Origin of the sequence: Pedococcus dokdonensis (assembly GCF_900104525.1) — a bacterium.
Taxonomy (GTDB): domain Bacteria; phylum Actinomycetota; class Actinomycetes; order Actinomycetales; family Dermatophilaceae; genus Pedococcus; species Pedococcus dokdonensis.
Map to the genome: position 1 here is coordinate 1,437,916 of NZ_LT629711.1, position 20,238 is coordinate 1,458,153.

A 20,238-nucleotide genomic window follows, 5' to 3' on the forward strand; every position below is an offset into this window, starting at 1 on the left:
TGCCCGGCAGCACGGGTCAGAGGCCGGACTCGGCAGTGCGCACCAGGATGCGGCGGCACTCCTCACAGCGGAGCAGCTCGTCGGCCGGGGCCGCCTTGATGCGGTTCATGTCGACGTTGTTGAGCTCGAGCTGGCAGCCACCACACCGACGCTGGCGCAGGGGTGCCGCGGCGAGCCCGCCGCTCTGGGCGCGGATCTTGTCGTAGAGGGCGACGAGGTCGTCGCCGACCCCGGCCACGATGTCGGCCCGCGGCGCGGCGACCCGCACCGCCTCGGCGTCGAGGTCGGCGAGCGCGGCGTCGCGGGACTCGGTCGCTGCCGTGAGCTGCTCGGTGAGCGTGGCGCGCTCGGCCTCGAGCTGGGTCACCGCCGACTCGGCGTCCTCGGCCCGCTCCATCACCTCGAGCTCGACGTCCTCGAGCTCGGACTGGCGACGGACCAGGGAGGCGAGCTCGTGCTGGATGGCCTGGAGGTCCTTGGCCGTGCCGGTGCCCGCGTCGAGCCGGGACTGGTCGCGTGCTGCGCGGTCGCGCACCAGCTGCACGTCGGCCTCGGCCTTGGCGACCTCGCGCTGGATGTCACCGAGCTCGGTGCGGGCGCGGACCAGCAGGGAGTCGAGCCCTTCGGCCTTGGTCTCGAGCTCGGCCAGTCGGGCGTGCTCGGGCAGGCTCTTGCGGGCATGCCCGATCTGGTCGAGCCGGGTGTCGATCGCCTGCAGGTCGAGCAGTCGCCACTGACGGGACGGGTCGGCTTTCAGGACGTACCTCCAGGGCCATCGGGCGATTCGGCGCCGACCACGAAGTCCCACGGGTCGGTGCGCAGTGTTGAGATGTGGGTCTCCACCTTAAGGGCCGCGTCCCCGCCCGTCGCAAGCGCGGTCCGCACCCGCTCGGCCGCGCCCTCCAGCCACAGCGACTCGGTGGCCCAGTGGCCCGCGTCGACGACGTACGGCGTCCCGCCCCGCGCCTCCTCCCGCGCCTCCAGCACGGGGTGGTGGCGCAGGTCGGCCGTGACGTAGACGTCGGCCCCGCTGGCCCGCACGTGGTCGAACAGGTCGTCGCCGGCGCCACCCATCACGGCGACCCGCTCCACGCGGGCGCCGGGAGGCCCCGCGACACGGACGCCGCCCGCGGACGGCGGGAGGGCGGCATACAGGGCTGCGGTGAACTCCGCGAGGGACGTGGGGGCCGGGAGCCGTCCCACCCGACCCAGCGCCTGGCCCTCGACGACGGCGAGCGGTTCGACCTCGGTGAGGCCGCAGGCCTGCGCGAGCGCGTCGTTCACCCCGGGCGAGGCGACGTCGGCGTTGGTGTGCGCGACGTAGAGGGCGAGGTCGTTGACCACGAGCGCGGTCACCGTGGCGCCCTTGGCGCCGGTGGTGGCGACGCTGTGTATGCCGCGCAGCAGCAACGGGTGGTGCGTCACCAGCAGGTCGGCCCCCAGTGCCCGCGCCTCTTCGACAACGGCAAGGGTGGGGTCCACGGCGAAGTGGATCCGGCGCACCGGCTGGGACAGGTCACCGGCCACCAGGCCGACCTGGTCCCAGGACTGGGCCGTGGACGGCGGGTAGAGGTCGTCGAGCACCCGGACGACGTCGGCGAGGGTGGTCTCCATGTGGGCCCGGCCGGGCTCGAACCGACGACATCCACGGTGTAAACGTGGCGCTCTACCAACTGAGCTACAGGCCCGTGTCCTCGCGCCGGCACCGGGGCCGCGATCGGACAGCGGCGTCATTGTGTCAGGTCACGGCGGATCCGTGACCCGGGACGCCCGGCCGCGGCTCCGCGGGGGCGGTGGACGAAGAATTTACCCTCGAAGGCCGAATTTCATGCAGGTGCTTCTTCCCAAACCCGGGCGAAGGTGTGCAGGATTCGCCCCATCGTGCCCTCCTCACACTGGAGGACACCTGCCCGCGGCCGCACACCGTGGGCCGACCCCTCGAAGGGAAGCAACATGATTCGCAGGATCACGGAGCACCGGCTCCGCGCCACTGCGCTGGTGCCAGCCATCGCGCTCGTTGCCGCCGGCCTCGCCGCCGCCGGCACCACGGGCTCGGCAACCGCAGCACCAGCGCCGGCGAAGGCTCCAGCCGCCAACACCCACGGCGACTACTACATGAACACGGTCGCACCCCGCGCCGAGTCCGCCTTCGGCAGCGACAAGCAGCTGAAGAAGGGCAAGAGCACGGCGGGCCAGGCCTCCCGGCAGGCGGACGTGCTGGCCAAGGCCAAGGCCTACGACGCCAAGCACGCCAAGGGCAACCCGGTGGCGGCGCGCCAGCTGGCCAAGCTCGAGGCCCAGTCGGTCCGCACCGGCAAGAGCCCCAAGCAGATCAAGTCGAAGTTCAAGCAGGCCAAGAGCACCCAGACGGCCAAGCTCCTGACCATCCTCGTCGAGTTCAACGAGCAGGCCAACGACGACTTCACCGGCGCGATGGTGCCCGACGGCTACGGCGCCGAGAACTGCGTGGCGGGCAACATCCAGAACGGCCCCACCCACAACCAGATCCCGAACCCGGCCAACGCGCCGCTCAAGGACAACAACTCGATGTGGGTGAAGGACTTCTCGTCCGCCTACTACAACAAGATGCTCTACACGAAGACGGGCATCACCGAGCGGGTCCGCCCCGACCTCAAGGGCCCGGACGGCAAGGCCGGCATCGACATCTCCGGCTACACCATGAAGAACATGTACGAGGAGATGTCCAAGGGCGCCTACACGGTGACCGGCTCGGCCACCCCGTGGGTGACGGTCGCCCACTCCGAGGCCTACTACGGCGCGACGGTCTGCCACAAGGACCCTGACACGGGCGAGTGGGTCTACGACGCGGTCCAGGACATGCAGGGCCACCCGAGCAACCGGCTCGGCGCAGGGCAGCTCCCCATCGACGCGGTCGCCGCCCTCGCGAAGGCGCAGCCGAACTTCCCCTGGGCCGACTATGACGTCGAGGACCAGGGCGACGTCGACGGTGACGGCAACGTCCTCGAGCCCGACGGTGTGATCGACCACGTCGTGCTCGTGCACGCCGGCGAGGACAAGTCCGGTGGTGGCGGTGGCGAAGGCCCCTACGCCATCTGGGCGCACTCGTCCTCGGTCATCGGTGGCGCACCGGTGCCCGGCACCAACCTGCGGCTGTCCAACTACATCGTGCAGCCCGAGGACTCCGGTGTCGGCGTCTTCGCGCACGAGTACGGCCACGACCTCGGTCTGCCGGACCTCTACGACACCGCCAGCGGTGGCGACTCCGACATCGACTTCTGGGACCTGATGAGCTCCGGCTCGCACTCCGGCCCGATCTTCCAGTCGATGCCGACCCACATGGGCATCTGGGACAAGTGGGTGCTCGGCTGGGCCGACCCGGTGGTCCTCAACCCCGGTGACGACCCGCGCGCGATCAACGTCGGGCAGACCAGCCGGACCCCCAAGGGCACGGCCGACGGCGTCAAGATCAACCTGCCGCTCAAGACGGTCACCCTCGCCGAGCCGCACTCGGGCGACAGCATGTGGTACTCCAGCGCCGACCAGTCCTGGGCCAAGAACACCCTGACCCGTGACGTGGCGGTGCCGGCGGGTGCGACCGACGCCCGCTTCTGGATGTGGAACAACTTCCACATCGAGGAGGACTGGGACTTCGGCTTCGTCGAGGTCTCGACCGACGGCGGCACGACGTGGACCGAGCAGAAGGTCTACGACGAAGCGGGTGCCGAGATCTCCACGCCCGACGGCTACTCCGACCCGAACGGCCGGATGGTCGACTTCGGCAACAAGAAGTACGGCCTGACCGGCGCGACCGACGGCTGGGAGCACGCGTACGCCAACCTGACGGCCTTCGCCGGCCAGACGGTCAAGGTGCGTCTGCTCTACGCGACGGACGAGGCGTTCGAGGACACCGGCTGGTTCGTCGACGACCTGTCGGTGACCAACGGCGCGACCACGGTCTGGAGCGACGACGCCGAGGCCAACAACGGCTGGACCGCCACGGTCGGGACGTTCGAGGCCACCACCGGCGCCGGCTGGGTGCTCGACTCGGGCACCACGCAGAACGCGCAGTACTACATGGTGGAGTGGCGCAACTTCGACGGCTTCGACAAGGGTCTGCAGTACGCCTACGACACGACCTACCAGAAGCTCGGCGACGACGGCGCCTGGAAGGTCGAGAAGATCAAGTACAACGCGCCCGGTGCCCTCGTCTGGTACCGCGACACGGGGTACGGCAACGTCAACCACGTGCTCAACAACCTCACGGCCCTGCCGAGCGAGGGAGCCAAGGGTGGCCTGCTGCTGGTCGACAGCCACTACGAGCCGTTCCGTCGCAGTGGTGCGAACGCGGCGCTCGACCCGTCCACGCTGAAGAACCTGCCGTCTCGACCGCAGTCGTCGAACGTCGCCTTCAACCTGGTCGGGACCTACCCGTTCAAGGAGTGCCAGACCAAGGCCGACTTCACCGGCGAGGCCTGCAACACCTTCGGGTCGCAGCCGGCGGTCAAGTCGTTCACGGACAACAAGACCTGGTACCCGGGCTTCGAGCTGCGTGACGACGGCCGGCTGTTCTACCGCGACGCCGACGCCTCGACGGTCGTGCCCAGCCAGGACAACGCCCCCTACAGCGTCCGCATCGTCGACCAGCGCGGGGCGCTCATCCCCGACCTGTTCGGCGAGGACGTGGGTGCGATCGTCCCGCTCGGCACCGGCAACCCCGCCGATGACGGCGTCGGCTACGGCACCGTCGTGACGGTGGCGAAGGCCAAGCGGGGCAACATGTCCGCACTGATCAAGATCACGCCGCCCACGCCGTAGGCACCGGGTGACGTGAGAGGGCCGGTATGCCGTGCACACGGCATACCGGCCCTCGTGCGTTCCCTGCTGGGGGTGGGTGCCACAGCGGCCGGTGGCAGACCCGCGGGTGTCGCGTCAGCCGCGGAGCTCGGCCAGCGTGGTGTGGTAGCCGGTGAAGTCGCGCGGCTGCCCGATCTCGTTGACCAGGGACCAGCGCACGATCCCCTCGGTGTCGATGAGGAAGGTGCCACGCAGGGCGGCACCGGCCTGCTCGTTGAACACGCCGTACTGCTGCGCCACCGCACCGTGCGGCCAGTAGTCGGACAGGAGGGGGAAGAAGTAGCCCTCCTTGTCGGCCCAGGCGCGCTGGCTGAACATGTGGTCGCACGAGATGGCGAGCACCTGCACGTCGTCGGCGACGAATCCACCCAGGTCGTCGCGGATCTCGCAGAGCTCGCCCGTGCAGATCCCGGAGAACGCGAACGGGTAGAAGACGACCACGACGTTCTTGCTGCCGCGGAAGTCGGCCAGCGTGAAGTCCTGGCCGTTCTGGTCCCGGAGGGTGAAGTCGGGGGCCGGAGCGCCCACTGCGATCGGTGCGGTCATGGTGGGCAGTCTGCCAGCGCCGTCAACGCCGCCCGGTGCGGGGTGCGACCAGCTTGGTGGCGGTCCAGTCGTCGCAGGCGTTGACCGTGCCCGAGGTGTGCAGACCCGCTGTGGTCGCCGCCTCCTCGATGTCGCTCGCCTCGACGTGGCCGGGGCGCCCGGCCTTGAGGGTCAGGACCACGACGGAGCCACCGTCACCGAGGTTGGTGAGCGCGTCGACGACCGCGTCGACGAGGTCGCCGTCGTCCTTGCGCCACCAGATCAGCGACGAGTCGGCGACCTCCTGGTAGTCCTCGTCCTCGAGGTCGGTGCCGGTCTGGTCCTCGATGGCGAAGCGGAAGTCGTCGTCCACGTCACCGTCGTAGCCGAACTCCTGGATCACCTGTCCGCCGGTGTAGCCCAGCCGGGCCACCGATGTCTGCAGCGCGGACTGCGCCGGCGTGGTCACACCCTTCTCCTACCCTCGAGCCGTTCGGTTGCGGGTAAGTCCATCGGGTCGGGCCGGGTTTTTCAACCGAGTCGCCGGAATCGGCACCCTTTTTCACGGGGTGGACGGCCCAGTCCCGGCGTGGGGACCGGGCCGTCCCACCGCCTGGACACCGGGCGTGGCCGGGTTAGGGTCGAGAGCATGGCTGACCTGCACCGTCGCGACCAGCACGCTGACACCGCCACCGAGCCGGAGGACCGCGCCGCGAGCGTCGTCGACCCGACGGGCGCCGTCGACGCCCACGACCCGAAGCAGTGGGCCGCTGGCCTGCCCGCGGTGGCCAACTCGTTCCGGCACGGCATCGAGCAGATGGGTCTGCCCCGCACGGCCCGCGTCTTCGGGCGGCTCAACCAGGACCAGGGGTTCGACTGCCCCTCGTGCGCCTGGCCGGATCCCGAGGCGGACCACCGGCACGTGGCCGAGTTCTGTGAGTCGGGGGCCAAGGCGGTCGCCTGGGAGGCCACCAAGCGACGGGTCGACCGGGAGTTCTTCGCCAAGCACTCCGTCGCCGACCTCGACGAGCAGAGCGAGTGGTGGCTGGGGCAGCAGGGCCGGCTCACCGAACCGATGCACCTGCGCGCAGGCGGGACGCACTACGAGCCGGTCTCCTGGGACGAGGCCAACGCGATCATGGCCGGCCACCTGCGCGGTCTGCCCTCGCCGGACGACGCCGTCTTCTACACGTCGGGGCGGACCAGCAACGAGGCGGCGTTCCTCTACCAGCTCATGGTCCGCGCCTACGGCACCAACAACCTGCCCGACTGCTCCAACATGTGCCACGAGTCGTCGGGCACGGCGATGAGCGAGCAGATCGGCATCGGCAAGGGTGCGGTGACCCTCGAGTCGCTGGAGCGGGCCGAGCTGATCGTCATCGCCGGCCAGAACCCGGGCACCAACGCCCCGCGGATGCTCACCCACCTCGAGCGCGCCAAGCAGAACGGCGCGGTCATCGTCGCGGTCAACCCGCTGCCCGAGGCCGGTCTGATCCGCTTCAAGAACCCGCAGACTCCCCGCGGCCTCGTCGGCCCGGGCACGGCCCTGGCCGACGACCACCTGCAGATCCGGCTCGGTGGCGACCACGCGTTGTTCCGCGCCGTGGGCCACCTGCTGGTGCAGGCCGAGCTGGCCGCGCCGGGCTCGGTCGTCGACCGGGCCTTCGTCGAGGCGCACACTGCGGGCTACGACGACTACGTCGAGGCGGTTCGCGAGATCGACTGGGACGCAACGGAGCTCGCAACGGGGCTCCAGCGGGTCGAGATCGAGGCGCTGGCGAAGCGCTTCACCGACTCGAGCGCCACCGTCGTCTGCTGGGCGATGGGTCTGACCCAGCACGTCCACGCCGTGATGACGATCCAGGAGATCGTCAACGTGCTGCTCCTCCAGGGCAACATCGGCAAGGACGGGGCCGGCCCGTGCCCGGTCCGCGGGCACTCGAACGTCCAGGGCGACCGGACGATGGGGATCTGGGAGCAGATGCCCCAGCCCTTCCTCGACGCCCTTGGGTCCGAGTTCGGCTTCACCCCTCCGACGAAGCACGGCGTCGACGCGACGGCCACCGTGCAGCGGCTCCGCGACAAGTCGGTGCGCGTCTTCTTCGGCATGGGTGGCAACTTCGCGATGGCGACACCCGACACCCCGGTGGTGCATGCCGGGCTGCGGGCGTGCGACCTCACCGTGCACGTGTCGACCAAGCTCAACCGGTCGCACACGGTGACCGGCACGGAGGCCCTGATCCTGCCCTGCCTCGGCCGCACCGACCGCGACGCCACAGCGCGCGGCGACCAGGGGGTGACGGTCGAGGACTCCCAGGGCCAGGTGCACCTCTCGCAGGGCCGCCTCGAGCCCCCGTCGCAGGACTGCCGGTCCGAGGTCGCCATCGTGGCCGGTCTGGCTCACCACCTCGTCCCGGGTGTCGGCACCGTCGACTGGCGTGGCCTGGCCGACGACAACGACCGGATCCGGGACCACATCTCCCGCGTCGTGCCCCACTTCGGCGACTACAACGACCGGGTCCGTGAGCCGGGCGGCTTCCTTCTGCCCCACAAGCCGCGCGACCGGCGCGAGTTCGACACCCCTAGCGGCAAGGCCGAGTTCCTCGCCGGGAGCGTGCCTCCACTGGAGCTCCCCGAGGGTCGGCTGCTCCTGCAGACCATCCGCAGCCACGACCAGTTCAACACCACGGTCTACGGCCACGCCGACCGCTATCGCGGCATCTCCGGCAACCGCCGGGTCGTCCTGGTCAACCCGGACGACCTGCACCGGCTGGGCTTCCACGCCGGCCAGGTGGTCGACGTGGTGAGCGAGTTCGAGGGCGTCGACCGGCGGGCCGAGGGCTTCACCCTCGTCGCCTACCCGACCGCGGCCGACTGCGCGGCGGCCTACTACCCCGAGACCAACGTGCTGATGTCAGCCGACCACGTGGCCCTGAGGTCCAACACCCCGGTCGCCAAGGCGCTGGTGGTCCGGTTCGAGGCACGCTGACCGGGTCCCCGACTGAAACGGGGCACGGGACCCGTCCCGGGCCCACGACCGCGTCAGGCCCTTTGCCGGGCCAGGCTCGACCGCACCACCTGCTCGCTGAGGAGGCGGACCGCCTCGGCCTCGTCGAGGTGGGCGACCACGGGTGACACCGGTCCCACCGTCGACACGATCCGCACGGTGGCGACGCCACGCCGCCGCTGCGCCGGCCCCTGCTCGACCTTGAGCGACTGGATCCGGGCGTGCGGCACGAACTGCGCCGCCCGCCACAGCGCCCCCCGGCGGGTCAGCAGCCCGACGGGCAGCACGGCATACCCCTGGCGCCGCCAGCTCAGCGGGTCGAGGCGACGGGCCCGTTCGGTGCTGGTGACGAAGCCCTCCGCGGTCCCCTCACCCTCCAGCGCGGCCACCGCGGCGTCGGCAGGTATGCCGGGGTGCACCAGCGCGAGCACCCGCAGTGCCTCCGCCCGGGTGCCGACGGGCATGAGCACCGTCTGGGTCACGTCGTCACCGGTGCCCGCGCCCGCGACGTTGACCTGGATGCGCCACCAGCCGGGGAGCCGCCAGGGCAGCGACTGGCTGACCTCGACGGCCTGGATGCGGTGTAGCGGGACCGTGGTGGTCCGCAGGTCGGTGAGGCCGTGCCGGATGCGCAGCCGGTCACCCTGGTGCAGCACCTCGAAGTTGCACTCCTGGGTGAGCCGCTTGAGGTGGGCGCTGCCGACGGCCAGCGTCATCGGTCCCAGCCACGCGACCATCTCGGGGACACCGAGCACGATCGAGAGCAGCAGGGCGGGCACGGCGACCACGATGACGAGACCGGGCCCGCTGTAGAGGACGGACTGCAGGATGCGCGCGTTCGGGACGGTGAGGACCTGGTCACCCGGCGGTGCGGGCGCAGGGACGTCCACGTAGTCGGCGTCGGTCAGCCCGGCCGCGTCGGTGCCGCTCGCGGTCGGGGGGCCGGTCACCTCGTCGGAGCGCCCGGCCAGCGCCATCAGCTGCTCGCGCACCTGCTGCGCCTGGGCATCGGTGAGGAAGGACAGCTTGAGGTGGGAGTCCTTGCCGCCGGCGGACTGCACGACGACCTCCGACAGCCCGGTCAGGCGGGCCAGCAGTGGCCGGCCCAGGTCGACCGCCTGGATGCGGTCGAAGCGCACCTGCCGGTGCTGCCGGAACAGCACCCCGGTGCGCAGCTCGATCAGGGTGTCTGCGACACGGAAGCGGGAGAACCGCCACGAGACCCACGCGCCAGCGATGATCGCCACGAGGACGACGAGCACGCCGAGGGCAGCGAGGCCGAGGTGTCCCTGGGTCGGGTCGTCACGGTCCGCCCCGAAGAGCGAGTCGGCCTGCTGCGACACGACGTAGGCGACGACGGCGAGGAACGCGATCCCGCCCTTGAGCAACGGGGAGAGCGGGTGCAGGTGGCGCCACTCCCCCTGCGGCTCGGCGGGCGCCAGGGCCGGGCCCGGGCCAGGGGTGGTCACAGACCCGCTCGCTGCGACTCGCCCCGGGCCGCCAGCCGCTCCCGCAGTGCCTCAGCCTCCGCCGTCGGCAGCCCCGGGATCTGCCCGCCGCTCTGCGGGGATGCGGTGTGCAGCTCGACCGTCGCCATGTCGAAGCGGCGCTCCAACGGTCCCGACTGCACGTCGACGAACTGCAGCCGCCCGTACGGCACGCTCACCAGGGTGCGGAACATCCGACCCCGCCGCACCACCAGCTCCTCGGCGCCCTCGGCCCAGCTGATCGCCGGCACCTGGCGACGGATGACCCAGGCCCCGGAGCCGAGCACCAGCGCCACCACCACCACGCCCGCCCAGAAGCCCGGCCAGACGAAGACCGCGAGCACGAGGAGCACGAGCAGGGCCGGCAGGGTGACCGTCGACAGCACCAGCAGCCGGGCGGTCGCGAGCTTCGGCGACACGGGGCGCCAGGGCAGGCCGGCGTCCCCGAAGAGGGGCACGGTCTGCGGCGCGGCGGGCGGGTCGGGCGGCGTGTCGGTCACGCGACAAACCTATCCGGCGCCGAAACCGTCGACCGGCCTGCCGGCCCCGGGGCTACGACCCGAACAGCTTGGCGGCCTTGAGGATGGTCTGCCACAGCCCGTAGGCCAACGGCGTCCCCACGACCAGCCAGGCGAGGGCCACGACCACCGGGCTCGTGGTGACCGACTGCGTGACGGGTGTCCGGTCGCTCATGACCGCGCTCCTTCACTGACCGGGTCGGCGTGCCGATCGGTCGGGTCGTCCGAGGTGGCGCTCGCGTCGAAGTGCTCGCGGCCGACGTCGGTGATCATCAGGTTGGCCAGGAAGCCGACCACGAGCACGCCCACCATGGTGAAGAGTGCCGGTCGGTAGTCGACGTTGGTCAGAGTGCCCGGCTTGCCAGCCGCGTCCAGGAAGCCGTTGACCACCAACGGTCCTGCCACGCCGGCCGCCGACCACGCGGTCAGTAGCCGTCCGTGGATGGCGCCGACCTCGAGGGTGCCGAAGAGGTCCTTGAGATAGGCCGGGACGGTCGCGAATCCGCCGCCGTAGAACGAGATGATCACGGCGGCCAGCGCCACGAAGACCGCGGTCGAGGTGTGCCCGGCGGTCGCCAGCAGCAGGTAGAGCACCACGCCGACCCCGAGGTAGACCATGTAGACGGGCTTGCGGCCGATCACGTCGGACGTGCTGGACCAGACGAACCGACCAGCCATGTTGGCCAGGGAGAGCAGTCCCACGAAGCCGCCGGCAGCAGCCGCGGTCACCGTGGACGTGGATCCGTCGCGGAAGAAGTCCTGGATCATCGGTGCGGCCTGCTCGAGGATGCCGATGCCTGCGGTGACGTTGCAGAACAGCACCACCCACAGCAGCCAGAACTGCCGCGTCCGGATCGCCTCCGCGGCCCGGACCTGCGCACCCCCACGACCAGCCGTGTGCCGGGTCTCGCCGGTGTCCGGGTCGGCCGGTGGCACCCGCACCAGGGCGGCGCCGAACAGCATGAAGCAGAGGTAGGCGATCCCGAGGACGAGGAACGTCAGCGTCAGGGCGTGGCCGCTCGCCACCGCACCCTTGGCGGCCGCGTCGAAGTCGGGGTCGAACCGCGACATCAGGGAGTTCGACAGCGGTGAGGCGATGAGCGCCCCACCGCCAAACCCCATGATCGCCATGCCGGTCGCGAGCCCGGGGCGGTCCGGGAACCACTTGATCAGCGTGGAGACCGGCGAGATGTAGCCGATCCCGAGGCCGATGCCCCCGATCACGCCGTAGCCCAGGTAGAGCAGCCACAGCTGCTTGGTCGCGATGCCGGCCGACCCGATGAGGAAGCCGACGCTCCAGCACAGGGCCGCGACGACCATCGCCTTGCGGGGCCCCTCGCGCTCGACCCAGGTGCCGAGCACCGCGGCGGACAGCCCGAGCATCACGATCGCGATCGAGAAGATCCAGGCGATGGGGGTCTGCGAGGTGCCGAAGTGGTCGACCAGCGAGGTCTTGAAGACGCTGAAGGCGTAGACCTGCCCGATCGAGAGGTGCACCGCGAGGGCCGCGGGCGGGATGAGCCACTTGCTGTAGCCGGGGCCGGCGACCGTGCGGCTGCGGTCCAGGATCGACATGCCCATACCTCCTTGTATGTGGCGAACCGGGCATTGCGCCCATCCGGGACGCTACCTCCCGCAGCCCTGGGCGGCGCGTCCAGAACCGGCACGGCGCGGCCGACACCGGGGTGACGGGGCCGGGAGCCGGATGGCGGCATACATTGCTGGCGTGGGACGGGTGACGAGGCGGACGCCGGCGGTGCGGGTCGAGGTGACCCCCGACGGGGTGCGCGGCAGCGCGCGCCCCGACACGCTCGCCGTGGAGGAGCCACTCGAGATCCGGGTCGCCGGCACGTCCGTGACCGTCACGATGCGCACGCCGGGTGACGACTTCGACCTGGCGCTCGGCAACCTGCTCACGGAGGGGGTGCTGCGCAGGGCCGACGACGTGGCGCAGCTGATGCACTGCCTCGACGAGGACGAGTCCGGCTCGCCCACCTACAACGTCGTCGACGTGACCCTCGCGCCCGGTGTGGTGCCGGACCTCGACCGCACCGCGCGCTCCGGCTACCAGTCGAGCGCCTGCGGGGTGTGCGGCAAGACCAGCATCGACGCCATCGCGGCGACGAGCCAGTATGCCGTCGGCGACGACCCGGTGCGGCTCTCGCCAGTCGTCGTCGCCGGCCTGCCCGACGTCATGCGGGAGAGCCAGAAGGTCTTCGACAAGACCGGCGGCCTGCACGCGGCCGGGATCTTCACCGCCGAGGGCGACCCGCTCGTCGTCCGGGAGGACGTCGGCCGCCACAACGCCGTCGACAAGGTGATCGGCTGGGCGGCCCGCGAGGGTCGGCTCCCCCTCGCCGGTCATGTGCTGGTCGTCAGCGGGCGGGCCAGCTTCGAGCTGGTGCAGAAGGCCGTGATGGCCGGCCTACCGGCTCTCGTGGCGGTCTCGGCGCCCTCCTCCCTCGCGGCCGAGCTGGCCCAGGAGGCGGGGCTGACGCTGGTCGGCTTCGCCCGTGCGCCCCGGCTCACGGTCTACGCGGGCGCCGAGCGGCTCGGCCTGTAGAGATATATCCCGGCCACGCTCCGGATACTGGCCAGTAGGCCGATCCGGTTGTGACCTGCGACTCCTCCGGGTGGAAGATGGACGTGGAGGGTCGCGGGCAACCCGGCGGCCCCCTCGTCAACACTGGCGCGAGAAAGGACTCACGACCGTGGCCGCACGCGAGGAAGCCGGACCCATTCTCAACGGCATCCCCAGCCAGCTCCCGGACATCGACCCCGAGGAGACCCAGGAGTGGCTCGACTCCCTCGACGGAGTGATCGAGGAGGGCGGACGGCAGCGAGCCCGCTACGTCATGCTCAAGCTCCTCGAGCGCGCGCGCGAGATGCAGGTCGGAGTGCCCTCGCTGACGGCCACCGACTACATCAACACCATCTCCCCCGAGGCCGAGCCGTGGTTCCCGGGCGACGAGGAGGTCGAGCGCCGCTACCGCGCCTACCTGCGGTGGAACGCCGGTGTCATGGTCCACCGCGCGCAGGCCCCCGGGATCGGCGTCGGTGGCCACATCTCCACCTACGCCTCCGCCGCGACCCTCTACGAGGTGGGCTTCAACCACTTCTGGCGCGGAGCCGACCACGCCGGTGGTGGCGACCAGGTCTTCTTCCAGGGACACGCCTCCCCCGGCATGTACGCCCGCGCCTACCTCGAGGGCCGGCTCTCCGAGGACCAGCTCGACGGCTTCCGCCAGGAGAAGAGCCACCTCGTCGCGGGTCAGCCGCTGGCCCTGCCCTCCTACCCGCACCCGCGGCTGATGCCGGAGTTCTGGCAGTTCCCGACGGTGTCGATGGGCATCGGCCCGATGAACGCGATCTACCAGGCGCAGTTCAACAAGTACCTGCACAACCGCGGCATCAAGGACACCAGCCAGCAGCACGTGTGGGCGTTCCTCGGCGACGGCGAGATGGACGAGCCCGAGTCGCGTGGCCTGCTGCAGCTGGCCGCCGGTGAGGAGCTCGACAACCTCACCTTCGTCATCAACTGCAACCTGCAGCGGCTCGACGGCCCGGTGCGCGGCAACGGCAAGATCATCCAGGAGCTCGAGTCGTTCTTCCGCGGCGCCGGCTGGAACGTCATCAAGGTGGTGTGGGGCCGCGGCTGGGACCCGCTGCTCGCCCAGGACCGTGACGGTGCGCTCGTGCACACCATGAACACCACGACCGACGGCGACTACCAGACCTTCCGGGCCAACGACGGCAAGTACGTCCGGGACTTCTTCTTCGGTCGCGACCCCCGCACCCGCGAGATGGTCAAGGACTGGTCCGACGAGGACATCTGGTGGAAGCTCAAGCGCGGTGGCCACGACTACCGCAAGGTGTTCGCCGCCTACCAGGCCGCGATGAACCACACCGGCCAGCCGACCGTCATCCTCGCCAAGACGATCAAGGGCTACGGCCTCGGCAGCCACTTCGCCGGGCGCAACGCGACCCACCAGATGAAGAAGTTCACCCTCGACGACCTCAAGGGCCTGCGCGACAGCCTCAAGCTGCCGATCAGCGACGAGGTCCTCGAGAAGGACCCATACCGTCCGCCCTACTTCCACCCCGGGCCGGACGACCCGACGATCCAGTACCTGCGCGAGCGTCGCGAGAAGCTCGGCGGACCGCTCCCGGCCCGCCGGGTGCAGCACGAGCCGCTCAAGCTGCCGGACCACTCCGCCTACGACATCGTCAAGAAGGGCACCGGCAAGCAGCAGGTCGCCACGACGATGGCGTTCGTGCGGCTGCTCAAGGAGCTGATGCGCGACAAGGAGTTCGGCAAAAGGGTCGTGCCGATCATTCCCGACGAGGCACGCACCTTCGGGATGGACTCGTTCTTCCCGACGATCAAGATCTACAACCCCCACGGCCAGAACTACACCTCGGTCGACGCGGAGCTGATGCTCGCCTACAAGGAGGCCAAGGACGGCCAGATCCTGCACCTGGGCATCAACGAGGCGGGCTCGCTCGCGGCGTTCACGGCCGCCGGCACCTCCTACGCCACGCACGGCCAGCCGATGGTCCCGATCTACGTCTTCTACTCGATGTTCGGGTTCCAACGCACCGGCGACTCGATCTGGGCCGCCGCCGACCAGATGGCCCGTGGCTTCCTCATCGGCGCCACCGCAGGACGCACGACGCTCACCGGTGAGGGACTGCAGCACGCCGACGGGCACTCCCCGCTGCTGGCGGCGACCAACCCGGCCGTGGTGTCGTACGACCCGGCGTTCGCCTTCGAGATCGGCCACATCATGGAGGACGGGCTGCGCCGCATGTACGGCGACGACCCGGAGAACGTCATCTACTACATCACCGTCTACAACGAGCCGATGAGCCAGCCGCAGGAGCCGGAGAACGTCGACCGCGAGGGCATCCTGCGCGGCATGCACCTCTTCGCGCCAGGCATCACCGACGGCCTGCCGGACGACGCGCCCCGCGTGCAGCTGCTCGCCTCGGGCGTCGGCGTGCCGTGGGCCCTGGAGGCCCAGGAGCTGCTGCGCAACGACTGGGGCGTCGTCGCCGACGTCTGGTCGGTGACGTCGTGGAGCGAGCTGCGCCGCGACGGCATGGCCTGCGACGAGCAGCGCTTCCTGCACCCCGACGGCGAGGCCCGCACCCCCTACGTCACGGAACGCCTGCGCGACACCCGTGGCCCGGTCATCGCGGTGTCGGACTACATGCGCCAGGTGCAGGACCAGATCCAGCAGTGGGTGCCCGGCGACTTCGCATCGCTCGGCGCAGACGGGTTCGGGTTCTCCGACACCCGTCCGGCGGCGCGGCGGTTCTTCCACATCGACGGCCCCTCGGTCGCGGTGCGGGCGCTGCAGATGCTGGTCCAGCGCGGCGAGATCGACGCCAGCCAGGCGCGCGAGGCCGCCTCGCGCTACCGCCTCCTCGACGTCACGGCCGGCACGTCCGGCAACGCCGGCGGCGAGAGCTGAGCCCAGCCGGTCATGGTGCACGAAAAGGTGCACGAAAAGGTATGCCGCCCGCTCGCCCGAGCGGGCGGCACACCTTCGTCTGGGGCAGGATGAGGTGGTGTCCTCCACCTCGCCCCGTCGGGTCGCCGTCACCGGAGCCAGCGGCAAGCTCGGGCGCCACGTGGTCGCCCACCTCGCCGAGCACGGCTACGACGTCCTCGCGCTCGACCGCGTCCGACCTGCCGACTCCTCCGGGCCGTTCGTCGCGGTCGACCTCACCGACTACGGCCAGGTCGTCGAGGCGCTGTCGGGCGGCGTCGACGAGCACCCGGTCGCCGTGGACGCCGTGGTGCACCTGGCCGCGGTCCCGGCGCCGGGGCTGACCACGAACGCGGCGACCTTCGCGAACAACTCCGCGGCCACCTACAACGTCTTCGCGGCAGCGCGGGCCCTCGGCATCCGCCGCATCGTGTGGGCGTCGAGCGAGACCGTCCTCGGCCTGCCGTTCGAGACTCCCCCGCCCTACGTGCCCGTGGACGAGGAGTACCACCCACGGCCCGAGTCGACCTACTCGCTGAACAAGGCACTCGAGGAGGAGATGGCCCGGCACTTCTGCCGGTGGGACCCCGAGCTCGTCATGGTCGGCCTGCGCTTCTCCAACGTCATGGACCCCGACGACTACGCCGCCTTCCCGTCGTTCGACGCCGACCCGGCGCTGCGCCAGTGGAACCTCTGGGGCTACATCGACGGTCGGGACGGCGCCCAGGCGGTGCGGCTCGGGCTGGAGCGGACCGAGCCGGGGTGCGAGGTGTTCGTCATCGCCAACGCCGACACGGTGATGAGCCGCTCCAGCGCGGACCTGATGGCCGAGGTGTTCCCCGGGGTGGAGGTGCGCAGGGAGCTCGGGGAGCACGAGACGCTGCTGGGGATCGACAAGGCCCGTCGGCTACTGGGCTACCAGCCGGCGCACTCCTGGCGCGACCACGTCGACTGAGGCCGTCGGCGCGACCGCCGCCCGGTTGTGGGTGGCGTACAAATAGACTGCGGTCATGTCGTCGGCGCGCGTCACCACCTCGGCCGCCACCCTGCAGCGGGTCGAGCGGTCGGCCGGCGAGCTGTCGTCGGCCGCGACCCGGCGGATGGAGGCGACGCACGACTGGTACCGCGTCCTCTCGGCCGAGGACCGCTCGTGGGTCGGTCTCGTGGCCCAGGCCGGCATCGCCGCGTTCATCGCCTGGCTGCGAGAGGGGGGCGACCAGACCCCGGTCACCGCCGACGTCTTCGGCACGGCGCCCCGCGAGCTGACTCGGTCGATCACCCTGCGCCAGACGCTCGACCTGGTGCGCTCGGTCGTCGACGTGGTCGAGCAGGACGCCACCGCGCTCGCCGAGCCCGGCGAGGAGCAGGCCCTGCGCGAGTCGGTGCTGCGCTACTCGCGCGAGATCGCCTTCGCGGCCGCGGAGGTCTACGCCCACGCGGCAGAGGCGCGCGGCGCCTGGGACGCCCGCCTCGAGGGACTGGTGGTCGATGCCGTGCTCCGCGGGGAGGCCGACGACTCCATGCAGTCGCGCGCCGCCGCACTCGGCTGGGGCTCCACCACCAGGGTGGCGGTCGTCGCCGGCAGCTCACCCCCGGGAGGGTCGGAGGGCGTGGTCGACGGGCTGCGCCGTGCGGCGGAGCGGGTCGGGGTGGACACCTTGGCAGCGGTGCAGGGCCGCCGCCTGGTGTGCATCTTCGGCAACGTCGACGACCCGATGGCCGCGGCACGGGCCGTCGCCGACCACTTCGGGGACGGCCCGCTGGTCGTGGGTCCCACGGTCCCCCACCTCTTCGCCGCGGGTCGCTCCGCCCGCGCCGCGCTGGCCGGGCAGTCGTGCGCGCACGCGTGGCCCGGGGCCCCACGGCCGGTCACCGCGGACGACCTGCTCGCCGAGCGGGTGCTCGTCGGCGACGCCCCGGCGCGGGCCCTGCTGCTCGACCGCATCTGGCACCCGTTGTCGGCCAGCAGCAGTGGGCTCCTGCAGACGGCGTCGGCCTACCTCGAGTCCGGCGGTGGCCTCGAAGGCACCGCCCGCGAGCTCTTCGTCCACCCCAACACGGTGCGCTACCGGCTGGGCAAGATCGCCGAGCTGACCGGTTACCAGCTCACCGACCCGCACGATGCCCACACGGTGCGGATCGCGCTCGCCCTGGGCCGCCTGAGCCGGCCGGTCGCCCAGCGCACCACGCTCCAGCGCTGAACCAGCCCGACCTGGTGAGACGCTGCTCACACCGGCGGGAAGCGTGGGCGACCTGCACGCGTGTTTTGTGGACATCCTCCAAAAGACGTCGGCGATGTTCGTGGCAAACGGTCACGCTGAGGTCACGACCGGACCGAGAGGCTGGGGACGTGCTAGCAATCGTCTGCCCCGGACAGGGCTCCCAGACCCCCGGCTTCCTCGCGCCCTGGCTCGAGCTGCCCGCCTTCCGGGAGCGCCTCGAGGCGCTCTCCGACGTGGCCGGTCTCGACCTGGTCGCGCACGGCACGACCTCCGACGCCGAGACGATCAAGGACACGGCGGTCGCCCAGCCACTCATCGTGGCCGCGGGCCTCGCGGCAGCCGCGGTGGCCCTGCCCCACGGACCAGCGGGCACGGTCGCCGTCACCGCCGGTCACTCGGTCGGCGAGATCACCTCCGCCGCCTTCGCGGGGGTGCTGTCCGACCACGACGCGATGGTGTTCGTCCGCGAGCGCGGTGCGGGCATGGCCGCGGCCAGCGCGCTCACCCCCACGGGCATGAGCGCCGTGCTCGGCGGCGACGCAGCCGAGGTGGCGGACCAGCTCGCCCGCCACGGACTCACCGCCGCGAACGCCAACGGCGCCGGCCAGACCGTTGCCGCCGGCACCCTCGACCAGCTCGCCGCGCTGGCCGCCGACCCACCGACCAAGGCCCGCGTGATCCCCCTGCAGGTGGCCGGCGCCTTCCACACCAGCCACATGTCCCCCGCCGTCGAGGCCCTGACGCAGCTGTCCGCCGACTTCGACGTCAGCGACCCGGGGGTCACCTTGCTGTCCAACGCCGACGGCCAGCCGGTCGCCGATGGCGCCGACGCGTTGGCCCGCCTCGTCAAGCAGGTCAGCAGCCCGGTGCGCTGGGACCTGTGCATGCAGACCATGACCGACCTCGGGGTCACCGCCCTGGTCGAGCTGGCACCGGCCGGCACCCTCGTCGGGCTCGCCAAGCGCGCGATGCCCGGAGTTGCCACACTGGCAGTCAAGACGCCCGACGACCTCGAGGCGGCCCAGCAGCTCGTTCGCGACCACGGCGGAGACCCCGCTGCCGCACGCTCCATCCCGACCGACGCGCAAGAGGCCTGACATGAGCACACCAGCCCCCAAGGGCACCGGTTCCATCACCCCGGCCGACGGTGCGACCTACGCCCGCATCATGGGTGTCGGCGGCTACCGGCCCGAGCGCGTGGTGATGAACTCCGAGATCATCGAGGCGATCGACTCCTCCGACGAGTGGATCCAGGAGCGGTCCGGCATCAAGAGCCGCCGCTTCGCTGCCAAGGACGAGTCCGTCGTCGACATGTCGGAGCACGCCACCCGCGAGGCGCTCACCGCCGCCGGGCTCGAAGCGTCCGACGTCGATGCCGTCGTCGTCGCGACGGTGACCCACCCCTACCAGACCCCCGCCGCAGCACCGATCCTCGCGGACCGGTTCGGGATCCGCGGTGCGGCGTTCGACATCTCGGCGGCCTGCGCGGGCTACTGCCACGCGATCAGCCTGGCCAGCGACATGGTGCGCGGCGGCAGCGCCCGCCACGTCCTGGTCGTCGGCGTCGAGAAGCTGTCCGACTTCACCGACCCCACCGACCGCGGGTCGGCCTTCATCTTCGGTGACGGCGCCGGCGCGGCGATCGTCGGGCCCTCCGACACCCCGGCCATCGGTCCCACCGTCTGGGGGTCCGACGGGTCGCAGTGGAAGACCATCTCCCAGCGCGACTCGTGGACCGAGGTGCGCGACGGCGACCTCGGCTGGCCGGCGATCGGCATGGCCGGGCAGTCGGTGTTCCGCTGGGCGGTGTGGGGCATGGCACCGGTGGCCCAGAAGGCTCTCGACGCCGCAGGCGTCCGGGCCGAGGACCTCGACGCGTTCATCCCCCACCAGGCCAACATGCGCATCATCGACGCGATGATCAAGCAGCTGAAGCTGCCCGCCGACATCCCCGTGGCACGCGACATCGCGGAGACCGCCAACACCTCGGCGGCCTCGATCCCGCTCGCGACCGAGCGCATGCTGCGCGAGGGCGAGATCCCGCACGGCGCGCTGGCGCTCCAGATCGGCTTCGGCGCCGGGCTGGTCTACGCCGCGCAGGTCGTCGTCCTCCCCTGACTCCCGCCGGCCCGCGGGTGATCCGGGCCA

The 20,238-nt window shown here is 71.2% G+C and carries 16 protein-coding genes and 1 tRNA gene; 8 read left to right on the top strand and 9 right to left on the bottom strand.

Annotation, left to right across the window (positions count from 1 at the left end):
• Positions 1-16: 16 nt before the first annotated feature.
• The 3 genes from BLQ34_RS06960 to BLQ34_RS06970 all read right to left on the bottom strand — a co-directional run bounded on the left by BLQ34_RS06960 (position 17) and on the right by BLQ34_RS06970 (position 1,688).
• Entirely contained in the window at positions 17-757 is a 741-nt protein-coding gene (locus BLQ34_RS06960) for a zinc ribbon domain-containing protein (protein ID WP_091789451.1), read from the bottom strand.
• Positions 754-1,614, bottom strand: coding sequence for a Nif3-like dinuclear metal center hexameric protein (locus BLQ34_RS06965; RefSeq protein ID WP_091783340.1), 861 nt, complete (start codon positions 1,612-1,614; stop codon positions 754-756). The genes BLQ34_RS06960 and BLQ34_RS06965 overlap by 4 nt, the downstream gene beginning before the upstream one ends.
• 1 nt (position 1,615) lies before the next feature.
• Positions 1,616-1,688, bottom strand: a tRNA-Val gene (locus BLQ34_RS06970).
• 265 nt (positions 1,689-1,953) lie between these two features.
• Here BLQ34_RS06970 and BLQ34_RS06975 point away from each other — a divergent pair.
• Positions 1,954-4,797, top strand: coding sequence for an immune inhibitor A domain-containing protein (locus tag BLQ34_RS06975; RefSeq protein WP_172829362.1), 2,844 nt, complete (start codon positions 1,954-1,956; stop codon positions 4,795-4,797).
• A gap of 114 nt (positions 4,798-4,911) precedes the next feature.
• Here BLQ34_RS06975 and BLQ34_RS06980 read toward each other — a convergent pair whose 3' ends face one another.
• Together BLQ34_RS06980 and BLQ34_RS06985 are read right to left on the bottom strand one after the other, a co-directional pair.
• The gene (locus BLQ34_RS06980; protein ID WP_091783343.1) at positions 4,912-5,382 is read right to left on the bottom strand and encodes a peroxiredoxin; all 471 of its coding nucleotides are present in this window, start codon (positions 5,380-5,382) and stop codon (positions 4,912-4,914) included.
• 22 nt (positions 5,383-5,404) lie between these two features.
• On the bottom strand, positions 5,405-5,830 hold the full coding sequence (locus BLQ34_RS06985) for a DUF3052 domain-containing protein (protein WP_091783346.1): 426 nt from the start codon (positions 5,828-5,830) through the stop codon (positions 5,405-5,407).
• A gap of 180 nt (positions 5,831-6,010) precedes the next feature.
• Between BLQ34_RS06985 and BLQ34_RS06990 the strand changes: the two genes are divergently transcribed.
• Positions 6,011-8,350, top strand: a complete 2,340-nt coding sequence (locus BLQ34_RS06990; RefSeq protein ID WP_091783349.1) for an FdhF/YdeP family oxidoreductase — start codon at positions 6,011-6,013, stop codon at positions 8,348-8,350.
• 53 nt (positions 8,351-8,403) lie between these two features.
• On the opposite strand, the gene BLQ34_RS06995 is transcribed toward BLQ34_RS06990, so the two are convergent.
• The 4 genes from BLQ34_RS06995 to BLQ34_RS07005 are packed head-to-tail and all read right to left on the bottom strand — an operon-like array spanning position 8,404 to position 11,948.
• Complete coding sequence (locus tag BLQ34_RS06995) at positions 8,404-9,837, bottom strand: PH domain-containing protein (RefSeq protein WP_091783352.1); 1,434 nt, start codon at positions 9,835-9,837, stop codon at positions 8,404-8,406.
• Entirely contained in the window at positions 9,834-10,355 is a 522-nt protein-coding gene (locus tag BLQ34_RS07000; RefSeq protein ID WP_231961482.1) for a PH domain-containing protein, read from the bottom strand. Before BLQ34_RS07000 ends, BLQ34_RS06995 begins: the two co-directional genes overlap by 4 nt.
• A 52-nt stretch (positions 10,356-10,407) precedes the next feature.
• Positions 10,408-10,548, bottom strand: a complete 141-nt coding sequence (locus BLQ34_RS18980; RefSeq protein ID WP_172829363.1) for an MFS transporter small subunit — start codon at positions 10,546-10,548, stop codon at positions 10,408-10,410.
• A complete protein-coding gene (locus tag BLQ34_RS07005) occupies positions 10,545-11,948 on the bottom strand; it encodes an OFA family MFS transporter (RefSeq protein WP_197674783.1) in 1,404 nt (467 codons plus the stop codon). Before BLQ34_RS07005 ends, BLQ34_RS18980 begins: the two co-directional genes overlap by 4 nt.
• Positions 11,949-12,099: 151 nt before the next feature.
• Between BLQ34_RS07005 and fdhD the strand changes: the two genes are divergently transcribed.
• From fdhD to BLQ34_RS07035, 6 genes are all read left to right on the top strand, one after another.
• Positions 12,100-12,936: a formate dehydrogenase accessory sulfurtransferase FdhD gene (gene fdhD, locus BLQ34_RS07010; protein ID WP_091783356.1), complete on the top strand. Its 837-nt coding sequence runs from the start codon at positions 12,100-12,102 to the stop codon at positions 12,934-12,936.
• A gap of 148 nt (positions 12,937-13,084) precedes the next feature.
• Positions 13,085-15,850, top strand: coding sequence for a pyruvate dehydrogenase (acetyl-transferring), homodimeric type (gene aceE / locus BLQ34_RS07015; RefSeq protein ID WP_091783359.1), 2,766 nt, complete (start codon positions 13,085-13,087; stop codon positions 15,848-15,850).
• A gap of 97 nt (positions 15,851-15,947) precedes the next feature.
• Entirely contained in the window at positions 15,948-16,823 is an 876-nt protein-coding gene (locus BLQ34_RS07020; RefSeq protein ID WP_091789460.1) for an NAD-dependent epimerase/dehydratase family protein, read from the top strand.
• Between the two features lie 55 nt (positions 16,824-16,878).
• Positions 16,879-18,069, top strand: a complete 1,191-nt coding sequence (locus BLQ34_RS07025; RefSeq protein ID WP_231961483.1) for a PucR family transcriptional regulator — start codon at positions 16,879-16,881, stop codon at positions 18,067-18,069.
• Positions 18,070-18,218: 149 nt separating this feature from the next.
• Positions 18,219-19,187, top strand: coding sequence for an ACP S-malonyltransferase (locus BLQ34_RS07030; protein ID WP_091783362.1), 969 nt, complete (start codon positions 18,219-18,221; stop codon positions 19,185-19,187).
• Between the two features lies 1 nt (position 19,188).
• Entirely contained in the window at positions 19,189-20,208 is a 1,020-nt protein-coding gene (locus BLQ34_RS07035; protein WP_091783366.1) for a beta-ketoacyl-ACP synthase III, read from the top strand.
• Positions 20,209-20,238 lie beyond the last annotated feature (30 nt).